Source organism: Pseudomonas sp. (genome assembly GCF_036387035.1).
Taxonomy (GTDB): domain Bacteria; phylum Pseudomonadota; class Gammaproteobacteria; order Pseudomonadales; family Pseudomonadaceae; genus Aquipseudomonas.
This window is the reverse complement of the sequence record NZ_DASVUM010000254.1, coordinates 1-10,236: the sequence shown is the minus strand read 5'-3', so window position 1 is coordinate 10,236 and position 10,236 is coordinate 1. Positions and strand designations below refer to the sequence as shown.

The 10,236-nt window shown below is 61.2% G+C and carries 9 protein-coding genes; all 9 read right to left on the bottom strand.

The window, feature by feature from the left end:
- On the bottom strand, positions 1–1,268 hold a 1,268-nt coding region (aceA, locus tag VF672_RS23185), incomplete at its 3' end, for an isocitrate lyase (RefSeq protein WP_331107318.1).
- Positions 1,269–1,941: 673 nt separating this feature from the next.
- Positions 1,942–2,730, bottom strand: a complete 789-nt coding sequence (locus VF672_RS23180; RefSeq protein ID WP_331107316.1) for a secretin N-terminal domain-containing protein — start codon at positions 2,728–2,730, stop codon at positions 1,942–1,944.
- 171 nt (positions 2,731–2,901) lie between these two features.
- A complete protein-coding gene (locus tag VF672_RS23175; protein WP_331107314.1) occupies positions 2,902–3,327 on the bottom strand; it encodes a GNAT family N-acetyltransferase in 426 nt (141 codons plus the stop codon).
- Complete coding sequence (locus VF672_RS23170) at positions 3,320–4,486, bottom strand: cupin domain-containing protein (protein WP_331107312.1); 1,167 nt, start codon at positions 4,484–4,486, stop codon at positions 3,320–3,322. The genes VF672_RS23175 and VF672_RS23170 overlap by 8 nt, the downstream gene beginning before the upstream one ends.
- 84 nt (positions 4,487–4,570) lie before the next feature.
- The gene (gene purB / locus VF672_RS23165) at positions 4,571–5,941 is read right to left on the bottom strand and encodes an adenylosuccinate lyase (protein WP_331107310.1); all 1,371 of its coding nucleotides are present in this window, start codon (positions 5,939–5,941) and stop codon (positions 4,571–4,573) included.
- A 132-nt stretch (positions 5,942–6,073) separates the two neighbouring features.
- Entirely contained in the window at positions 6,074–6,694 is a 621-nt protein-coding gene (hflD, locus tag VF672_RS23160; protein ID WP_331107308.1) for a high frequency lysogenization protein HflD, read from the bottom strand.
- Entirely contained in the window at positions 6,694–7,824 is a 1,131-nt protein-coding gene (mnmA, locus tag VF672_RS23155) for a tRNA 2-thiouridine(34) synthase MnmA (RefSeq protein ID WP_331107305.1), read from the bottom strand. Before mnmA ends, hflD begins: the two co-directional genes overlap by 1 nt.
- A gap of 344 nt (positions 7,825–8,168) precedes the next feature.
- Positions 8,169–8,609, bottom strand: a complete 441-nt coding sequence (locus VF672_RS23150) for an NUDIX hydrolase (RefSeq protein WP_331107303.1) — start codon at positions 8,607–8,609, stop codon at positions 8,169–8,171.
- A 198-nt stretch (positions 8,610–8,807) separates the two neighbouring features.
- Positions 8,808–10,236: NADP-dependent isocitrate dehydrogenase (locus tag VF672_RS23145; protein ID WP_331107301.1), on the bottom strand; the 1,429-nt coding region annotated here is incomplete at its 5' end.

Sequence of the window (10,236 nt, the reverse complement as noted above, 5' to 3'; positions counted from 1 at the left end):
CCCTGGATAACAGTGGTCATGTCATCGAAGTAACCGGTGCCCACTTCCTGCTGGTGCGCCACGAAGGTGTAGCCCTTGGCGGCGTCGGCGAACTCCTGCTCCTGCAGTTTCACGTAGGCGGTCATGTCGTTGCGGGCGTAGTCGTGCGCCAGGTTGAACATGCTGTGCCACATGTTGTGAATGCCCGCCAGCGTAATGAACTGGTGCTTGTAGCCCATTGCCGACAGTTCGCGCTGGAATTTGGCGATGGTCGCGTCGTCCAGGTTCTTTTTCCAGTTGAAGGAAGGCGAGCAGTTGTACGACAGCAGCTGATCCGGGTATTCCTTCTTGATCGCTTCGGCGAAGCGACGGGCCTCGTCCAGATCCGGTTTGGCGGTTTCACACCAGATCAGATCAGCGTACGGGGCGTATGCCAGGCCACGGGCAATTGCCTGGTCCAGGCCGGCACGCACTTTATAAAAGCCTTCCGGCGTGCGGGTGCCGGTGACGAATGGCTGATCGTACGGGTCGCAGTCCGAGGTCAGCAGATCCGCAGCATTGGCGTCCGTGCGTGCCAGAATGATGGTCGGCACGCCGGCAACGTCGGCCGCCAGACGCGCCGCCACCAGTTTCTGCACGGCTTCCTGGGTTGGGACCAAGACCTTGCCGCCCATGTGGCCGCATTTCTTGACCGACGCCAGTTGGTCTTCAAAGTGCACGCCGGCGGCGCCTGCCTCGATCATGCTCTTCATGAGCTCGTAGGCGTTCAACACGCCGCCAAAGCCGGCCTCAGCGTCGGCAACGATCGGTGCGAAGTAATCGATATAGCCTTCATCGCCCGGGTTCTTGCCCGCTTTCCACTGGATCTGATCCGCCCGGCGGAACGCGTTATTGATGCGCTTGACCACGGTCGGGACTGAGTCGACCGGGTACAGCGACTGATCGGGGTACATCGACTCCGCGGAGTTGTTGTCCGCCGCCACTTGCCAGCCAGACAGGTAGATCGCCTGGATACCGGCTTTGACTTGTTGAACGGCCTGCCCGCCGGTGAGGGCGCCCATGCAGTTGACGAAATCCTTGTCGGGGCGGAAGGACGGCTTGGCGCCTTGGGTCACCAGCTTCCACAGCTTCTCAGCGCCCAGTTTTGCAAACGTGTGTTCAGGCTGAACCGAGCCACGCAGGCGGACGACGTCAGCAGCGGAGTAGGTGCGGGTTACGCCTTTCCAGCGTGGATTCTCGGCCCAGTCTTTCTCGATGGCTGCAATGTGTTGTTCGCGTGTCAGTGCCATGGGGTAAACCTCGTTGCTTGATGTTGTGGGTCTTGAGGTGAAGCTCCTTGCTTCGCCGGCGCCGGGCGTTTCTTCAAGGCGCACTGATGGCTGCTCACTGAGTCGGGGAGCATCGTGTTTGAGTCCGTTCTTTTCGCCATTCGGATGATGAGGCGATGAAGCTGCCTTGTGGGCCTAAAAGACGCTAATCGGCACGAACGTGTCACGTACGAGCGCGATCAGGAGGCGTTCTTGGCAATCTCCGATCAGTGGGAGCGAGGCCATCATGCCTCGACGATTTTGCATCGTCAAATACTTTGTAGTGCCTTTTTACCGTCACTACACAAAAGCGCCGAATTGACTCGCCGGTCTGTTTGGGGCTCATGAGTGCTGGACGGGCAAGTCGCCGTGGATACTGGGCGGTCACGGGCATTGGATGAGATGTAGTGCCTGATCCGGCACTACATAATGGGTGAGGATGCTAACTGTCCGGGCCGTCAGATAAACCAATATGGTGCGCAAAAGCTGTAGGAGCCGGCTTGCTGGCGAACCCAATTTCCAGCCACCAGAGTGGTGAATGACAGACACCGATCGCCAGCAAGCCGGCTCCTGCAGGTCTCATACAGCCGATCATTCGACGTGTCACCAGGCATCGTAGCGGTCGTATTCCAACAGGGGGAGCGATGAGGTCCCCTCAATCCAGGCTGTCGACCTTAACCCGCAGCTGCATGTCGTTGTGGCCTTGGGTCGAGTAACGGCGGGCAACGCCGTGCTCGTCGGCGCGGGATTGATCGCTGACGCCAGCCAGGGTAATCCACTCACCCAGCCGACCACTGACTTGGGTATCCGTGCTCTGTACCTTGATCGCGTCGGCCTGCTGCTGGCTCATGCGATCATTGTTGGTGCTGATGCTCAGATGAACGATCTCACCGGTGACCGTCGCCGTGACATAGAAGCCTTGCGTCACGTTGCGGTACTGCGTGTTGGTCTGCGGGTAGCCGTAGCCATCGGATTGCACCGAGGTGATCGGTATGCTCTGGCCCACTTGAATCAGTGCAGGCGTGCCTTCATTGGCCTGAACCTGCTGCAGGCCGCCGTCGCGGCTGGCGGTGCCGTAATTCTGGATACGTGTCCGGCCGTCGGCACTCAGGCGCCCGTCCTGTGAGCGCACGGTGCCATTGACCGAGTAGCCCTGGTCGCTCTGGACCGTGCTGTCACTGGTGTCGACGCTGATCATCAGCCGCTTGGGCGCGGTGTCGAGCTGGCCGAGCAGGTCGCGCAGCTCGCTGATCTTGTCCGGTTCGGCATTCACGATGAGCTTGTTGCCATAGGCATTGACGCTGCCCTCATTGCCCAGAAACGATTTCACAGTGGGCAGTAGATCGTCGCTGGTGCGGTAATTCAGGGGGATGACTTCAGTGGCGGCCACCGCCGTGAAGCTGCAAGCCAGCAGCAGTGAAGCGAGCAGGGTGCGTAATGACATCGGTGTGGTCTCCGCAAGGGGCACGTCTGAGCGACGGGTTTGCCAGTATGTCGGCCTGCGCCGCTCCAAGTTGAATCGCAGACAGCATAACGCCCCGGCGCTCGACCTCAGCATAGACAGCTGAAGCGCGAACGTCGGGGCGTCGGGTGCGGCGCGGGCGGACAAAGGCTGTCAGTGCGAGTGGCGCACCATGTCCACATGGGGCAGGCCGGCTTCCAGAAACTCTTCACTGACCACGGTAAAGCCGAAACGCTCGTAGAACGCTGTGGCGTGAACCTGCGCGCTGAGCTTCTGCTGTTTCAGGTCGCGGCGCTCCGCTTCGGCCAGGATCGCCGTAATCAGCGCATCGCCCACGTTCAACCCGCGCCAGTCCTTGAGCACGGACAATCGGCCGAATTCACCGTCCGGCAACAGCCGCGCGGTGCCCACGGCGTAATCGCCTTCCAGCGCCAGAAAGTGCAGTGCGCCTGCATCTTCCGAGTCCCATTCCAGTTCAGGCGGCACCGATTGCTCAGACACAAACACGGCATCACGAATGCGCCGGATGTCGGCGTTGTCTTTCTGCCAGTCGGCTACCCGTACGCGGATCTTATTCATCAGCAAACCCCAGACTTCCTTGTTTGACCAGCTCACAGAGCAGGTTACGTCCATCGTCATCTGCCAGCCACTGGCCCAGATTATCAATGTGCAGCGCATCGGCTGCGCAGATCATTTTCAGCAGTTCACGCAGGTGGCCCGGCAACAGGCGGCTCTGACCACTGGCGAACAGCAGGAGGTCTTCGTCGACTTCCGACCACGCCAGTCGCGCGCTCGGGTTGCGGATCAGCACTGCGCCCTGTTCCAGGCTGTCGAGCAGTTCGCTCTCGGCCAGCTCCGGCCCGACCACCAGTTCCGGGTAGCGAGGCTCGGTCATGAACTGGCCGAACCAGGTCAGCAGCAGGCGCTCGTCACCCATGTGCTCGGCCAGCAAGCCCTTCAGGCGGTCGAGTGCGTCGTGCTGAATCTGGTGCGGGTCGCTGACCGGTTGCGCATCGGCGTCGGTGTAGCGCTCTTCTTCCGGCATGAACTGGCTGAGGAAGTCAGTGAAGTGGGTCAGCACTTCGGCGGCGCTTGGCGCGCGGAAACCCACCGAGTAGGTCAGGCACTCGTCCACCGCGACGCCGCAGTGGGCCAGACGAGGCGGCAGGTAGAGCATGTCGCCCGGTTCCAGCGTCCATTCATCCGTACCCTGGAAGTCGGCGAGGATGCGCAGGTCGGCGTGCTCGAGCAGCTTGCTCTCGGAATCGCACATCTGGCCGATCTGCCAGTGACGCTTGCCGTGGCCTTGCAGGAGGAACACGTCGTAGTTGTCGAAGTGCGGGCCGACGCTGCCACCCGGGGCGGCATAGCTGATCATCACATCGTCGATGCGCCAGCTCGGCAGGAAGCGGAAGTTTTCCAGCAGTTCGCCGACTTCAGGAACGAACTGATCCACGGCCTGAACCAGCAGGGTCCACTCGCGCTCCGGCAACTTGCTGAATTCGTCTTCGGCGAAGGGGCCGCGACGCAGCTCCCACGGGCGCTCGCCCTTTTCGATGACCAGGCGCGATTCAACTTCTTCTTCCAGCGCCAGACCGGCCAGTTCGTCGGCATCAATCGGGCTCTGGAAATCCGGAATGGCCTGACGGATCAGCAAAGGTTTCTTCTGCCAGTAGTCACGCAGGAACTCGCGCGCTGTGATACCACCTAGGAGCTGAAGAGGGATGTCAGGATTCATGTGTAACCTATTGAAAAAACGAGTTTTTGCGACGGGAATAAAAACGCCCGGCTCAGCCGGGCGTTCGGAGCGTGTGCGGTGCGGTCAGATGCGCTTGGCTTGCGCCACAGCGTTACCGATGTAGTTCGCCGGCGTGAGCTTCTTCAGCTCGGCCTTGGCTTCGGCAGGCATGTCCAGGCCATCGATGAAGGTCAGCAGCGCTTCAGGGCCGATGCCCTTGCCGCGCGTCAGTTCCTTGAGCTTCTCGTACGGGTTCTCGATGTCGTAGCGGCGCATGACCGTCTGGATCTGCTCGGCCAGAACTTCCCAGCAGGCGTCCAGATCGGCGGCGATCTTCTGCTCGTTGAGTTCCAGCTTGCTGATGCCCTTGAGGCTCGCTTCGTAGGCAATCACGCTGTGAGCGAAGCCCACGCCGAGGTTGCGCAGCACGGTGGAGTCGGTCAGGTCACGCTGCCAGCGGGAGATTGGCAGTTTGCTGGCCAGGTGCTGGAACAGCGCGTTGGCGATCCCGAGGTTGCCTTCGGAGTTTTCGAAGTCGATCGGGTTGACCTTGTGCGGCATGGTCGACGAACCGATTTCACCGGCGATGGTGCGCTGCTTGAAATAGCCCAGGGAGATGTAGCCCCAGATGTCGCGGTCGAAGTCGATCAGGATCGTGTTGTAACGGGCGATCGCGTCGAACAGCTCGGCGATGTAATCGTGCGGTTCGATCTGCGTGGTGTAGGGGTTGAAGCCCAGACCCAGTTCGTCTTCGATGAAAGCACGGGCGTTAGCTTCCCAGTCGATGTCCGGGTAAGCCGACAGGTGTGCGTTGTAGTTGCCGACGGCGCCGTTGATCTTGCCCAGCAGCGGCACGGCGGCCACTTGAGCGATCTGGCGCTCGAGGCGGTAAACGACGTTGGCGAGTTCCTTGCCCAGCGTGGTCGGCGAGGCCGGTTGGCCGTGGGTGCGCGACAGCATCGGCACGGCGGCGAAACGAATCGCCAGCTCGCGGATGGACTCGGCGATCTGACGCATCAGCGGCAGCAGCACGGTGTCACGGCCTTCGCGCAGCATCAGCGCGTGGGACAGGTTGTTGATGTCTTCGCTGGTGCAGGCGAAGTGGATGAACTCGCTGACCTTGGCCAACTCCGGCAACTTGGCGGCCTGCTCCTTGAGCAGGTACTCGATGGCCTTGACGTCGTGGTTGGTGGTGCGCTCGATTTCTTTCACGCGTTCGGCGTGCTCGAGGGCGAAGTCATTGGCCAGCGCATCGAGAAGGGCGTTCGCGTCGGCGGAAAACGCCGGGACTTCAGGGATTTGCGGGTGAGCCGCCAGGCGTTGCAGCCAGCGTACTTCTACCAGGGCGCGGAAACGGATCAGACCGTATTCGCTGAAAATCGGGCGCAGGGCCTGGGTTTTGCCGGCGTAGCGGCCATCTACAGGGGAAACCGCAGTGAGCGAAGAAAGCTGCATGGGGTGTTCTCGGACTGTCGGGCAACGAAAAGGGGCGCGTATCATACATGAAAATCCCGGTCAGCCGAGGCTGGCTGACCGTTATGAGTCGCGCGATGTCGGGTTTGGAGCGGGCTGCATGGCGTTTGCCACTCAGCGATGGAGCAGTGGATATAGTTCTTTCAACAACTTGCGGCGGCTGATGACCAGTTGCCAGCGGTGACCGCCCACTTGTCGCCAAAGGCGCGCGCAGCGAATACCGGCCAGTAACAGCGCGCGGATTTTCGACGCGTTGTTGGGTTGCTGCAGATTGCGCATGTCGCCGTGGACCTGGATCCGCTGACGCAACGTGCTCAGGGTGTCTTGGTACAGCGCGCCGCTGGCGGCAATCACGTTCTCGTGAACAATACCGAAATGCTCGACCTGGGATTTGATCTGCGGCAGGCGCTTGCCGATGGTGTCGAGCATGTCCTCGCGTTTGGACAGCTGGCGCTCCAGGCCGAGCATCGCCAGGGCGTATCGCAGTGGCTCGCGTTGCAGCGAGGCCGGATCGCGCTCGAGGGCGCTGGCGAGGGCGCGATACCCTTCGTGCAGGTTCAGGTCATCGCCACCGAACACGTCCATCGTGTCCTTCGGGTCCAGGACCAGCAGCGTGCCCATCAGGCAGCCCACGGCGGCTTCGCCAGCCTGACCGGTCTTGGCGATGCGATCGACCAGCACAGCGGCCTGGAAGACCCCGGCCAGCGCGACGAGTTGTTCCTGAATCGGCGTCATCAACGTGCATCCCTGGTGTGCCACGGCTCGGCGATTTCGATGACGCCGCCACCCAGGCAGACCTCGCCGTCGTAAAACACGACCGACTGGCCGGGCGTGACGGCGCGTTGCGGCTCGTCGAAGGTGGCGCGGTAACCGGTTTCAGTGCGTTCGAGCGTGCAGCGCTGATCGCTTTGGCGGTAACGCACTTTGGCGGTCAGCTTGCGCGGGCTGCTCAGGTCGACCGGGTTGACCCAGTAGATGTCCGAGGCGAGCAGGGCGCGGGAGAACAGCCAGGGATGTTCGTTGCCCTGGCCGACAATCAGCTCGTTGTGCTCCAGGTCTTTGACCAGTACGTACCACGGCTCGTCGCCAGCATCTTTCAGCCCGCCAATGCCCAGGCCCTGGCGCTGGCCGATGGTGTGGTACATCAGGCCGGCATGCCGACCGATGACCTCGCCTTCGGTGGTCTTGATCTCGCCGGGCTGGGCGGGCAGGTACTGCTTGAGGAAATCGGTGAAGCGACGTTCGCCGATGAAGCAGATGCCGGTCGAGTCCTTCTTCTTAGCGGTCGCCAGCTGGTATTTCTCGGCGATGGCGCGCACCTCGGGTTTCTCCAGCTCGCCGACCGGGAACAGGGTCTTGGCGATCTGCTCGCCGCCGACGGCATGCAGGAAATAGCTCTGGTCTTTGTTGGGGTCCAGTCCCTTGAGCAGTTCGGTGCGGCCGTCAATGTCCCGGCGACGCACGTAATGACCGGTGGCGATCAGGTCGGCGCCGAGCATGAAGGCGTAATCGAGGAAGGCTTTGAACTTGATCTCGCGGTTGCACAGGATGTCCGGGTTCGGCGTGCGGCCGGCCTTGTATTCCTCGAGAAAATGCTCGAAGACGTGATCCCAGTACTCGGCCGCGAAGTTCACGGTGTGCAGTTTGATGCCGATCTTGTCGCACACGGCCTGGGCGTCCGCGAGGTCGTCCATGGCGGTGCAGTATTCCGTTCCGTCGTCTTCTTCCCAGTTCTTCATGAACAGGCCTTCCACCTGGTATCCCTGCTCCATGAGCAGAAGGGCGGAGACCGAAGAATCCACGCCGCCGGACATGCCGACAATGACGCGCTTCTTTTCTGTATCGGAAAAGGCTGAATCAGACATAGGAATTCGATTGGGTAGCAGCAGGAAAGGGCGCGATTCTAGCAGGGAGTCGGCGCCAAGGCTAAAAGCTATTCAGTTGCACAGACGCAAGGGATTAGTAGGACCGGCTTCAGCCGGGAAGAGGCCTGAATGAACACCCTGAATGTTGCGGTGTGACCTCTGACGCCTTCCCGGCTAAAGCCGGTCCTACGGGGTGCATACGGTCTGTAGGACCGGCTTCAGCCGGGAAGGGGCCTGAACGAACAAGCAGAATCTGCGGTATGACATCTGACGCCTTCCCGGCTAAAGCCGGTCTGCGGGGTGCATACGGTCTGTAGGACCGGCTTCAGCCGGGAAGGGGCCAGTCAGTCGCGAATCACGTCCAGGCTGTGAATCGGCCCCGCCAGGTACTCGTCGACGCAGCGCAGCACCAGTTCGCTGCGCCAGCGCTCCGGTTGGCTGGCAAGTTCGTCGCGGCTGAACCACGGGGCGCCGACAATGCCGGTGTCCAGCCCTCGCTCGGGGTGATGCCGCACTGTTCTGGCGACAAAACACACGCGCTGATAGGTCACGCCATTGCTCGGCGCGGTGTACAGGTAAACGCCGACGACGCCGGTCAGTTCGACGTCCCAGCCAGTTTCTTCCAGGGTTTCGCGGATGGCCGCTTCACGCAGGGTTTCGTCAGGCTCCAGGTGCCCGGCGGGTTGATTGAGCACCAACTTGCCGTTTTTTAGTTCTTCGACGAACAGGAAGCGGCCGTTGTCTTCGATGACGGTTGCGACGGTGATGTGGGGGTGCCAGGTCATTGGGACTTCTCGTTATCTGTAGGAGCCATCCGAGTTTACGAGGGTCGCGATGCGGAGTGTCAGGTAAACCGGATTCGCGACCGTCGTAACCTCCGATGGCTCCTACAGGGGGCGGTGTCAGTCAGCAAAAAAAAGCCCCGGCGCAATGGCCAGGGCTTTCTTGTCGCTCCAGGCAGCGTTAGCTGCCATCGGCACGCCTTACTTCAACGCGTTGATCGCGTCGTTCAGGGTCTTGCTTGGGCGCATCGCGTTGCTGGCCAGTTCCGGGGTGGGGAAGTAGTAGCCGCCGATGTCCAATGGCTTGCCCTGTACGCTGTTCAGTTCGGCGACGATGGTCGCTTCGTTGTCAGCCAGGGTTTTTGCAAGCTCGGTGAACTTGGCTTGCAACGCCGTATCGTCGGTCTGTGCCGCCAGGGCCTGAGCCCAGTAGGTGGCCAGGTAGAAGTGGCTGCCACGGTTGTCGATGCCGCCAACCTTGCGCGAAGGTGACTTGTTGTTGTCCAGGAACTGGCCGGTGGCCTTGTCCAGAGCAGTGGCAAGTACCAGCGCTTTCGGGTTGCCGTAGACGTTGCCCAAGTGCTCGAGAGAGGCCGCCAGTGCCAGGAATTCGCCCAGCGAATCCCAGCGCAGGAAGTTCTCTTCGTTCAACTGCTGAACGTGCTTGGGTGCCGAACCACCGGCGCCGGTTTCGAACAGCCCGCCGCCATTCATCAGCGGCACGATGGACAGCATCTTGGCGCTGGTGCCCAGTTCCATGATCGGGAACAGGTCGGTGAGGTAGTCACGCAGCACGTTACCGGTCACCGAAATGGTGTCCTTGCCCGCGCGGATACGCTCCAGGGAAACCTTCATCGCGTCGACGGGCGACTTGATGGTGATGTCCAGGCCCGCGGTGTCGTGATCCTTCAGGTACTGCTCGACCTTCTTGATCATGACCGCGTCGTGCGCGCGCTCAGGGTCCAGCCAGAAAATCGCCGGTGTGTTGCTCAGGCGCGAGCGGTTGACGGCCAGTTTGACCCAATCCTGGATCGGCGCGTCCTTGGTCTGGCACATGCGCCAGATGTCGCCGGCTTCAACGTTCTGCTCCATCAGGACCTGACCTTTGTCGTCGGTCACACGGACCACGCCATCGGCTTCGATCTGGAAGGTTTTGTTGTGCGAGCCGTACTCTTCGGCTTTCTGCGCCATCAGGCCAACGTTTGGCACGCTGCCCATGGTGGTCGGATCGAAGGCGCCGTGTTGCTTGCAGTCTTCAATCACGGCCTGATAGATGGTCGCGTAGCAACGATCCGGGATCACGGCCTTGGTGTCCTGCAGGACGCCGTCGTTGTTCCACATCTTGCCGGAATCACGAATCATCGCAGGCATCGAGGCGTCGACGATGACGTCGCTCGGCACATGCAGGTTGGTGATGCCCTTGTCGGAGTTGACCATCGCCAGAGGAGGGCGGGTCGCGTAAACGGCTTTGACGTCCGCTTCGATCTGCGCTTGCTGGTCGGCCGGCAGGTCTTTGATGCGGGCGTACAGGTCGCCGATGCCGTTGTGCAGGTTGAAGCCGATTTCCTTCAGCACTTCAGCGTGTTTGCTCAGCGCCTCCTGGTAGTACTCGGCGACGAACTCACCAAAC

What these genes read in the sequence shown, in the direction of transcription:
- VF672_RS23180 (WP_331107316.1), bottom strand. Translation starts at nt 2,730, where the DNA reads ATGTCATTACGCACCCTGCTCGCTTCACTGCTGCTGGCTTGCAGCTTC.
- VF672_RS23175 (WP_331107314.1), bottom strand. Translation starts at nt 3,327, where the DNA reads ATGAATAAGATCCGCGTACGGGTAGCCGACTGGCAGAAAGACAACGCC.
- VF672_RS23170 (WP_331107312.1), bottom strand. Translation starts at nt 4,486, where the DNA reads ATGAATCCTGACATCCCTCTTCAGCTCCTAGGTGGTATCACAGCGCGC.
- hflD (WP_331107308.1), bottom strand. Translation starts at nt 6,694, where the DNA reads ATGACGCCGATTCAGGAACAACTCGTCGCGCTGGCCGGGGTCTTCCAG.
- mnmA (WP_331107305.1), bottom strand. Translation starts at nt 7,824, where the DNA reads ATGTCTGATTCAGCCTTTTCCGATACAGAAAAGAAGCGCGTCATTGTC.
- VF672_RS23150 (WP_331107303.1), bottom strand. Translation starts at nt 8,609, where the DNA reads ATGACCTGGCACCCCCACATCACCGTCGCAACCGTCATCGAAGACAAC.
- purB (WP_331107310.1), bottom strand. Translation starts at nt 5,941, where the DNA reads ATGCAGCTTTCTTCGCTCACTGCGGTTTCCCCTGTAGATGGCCGCTAC.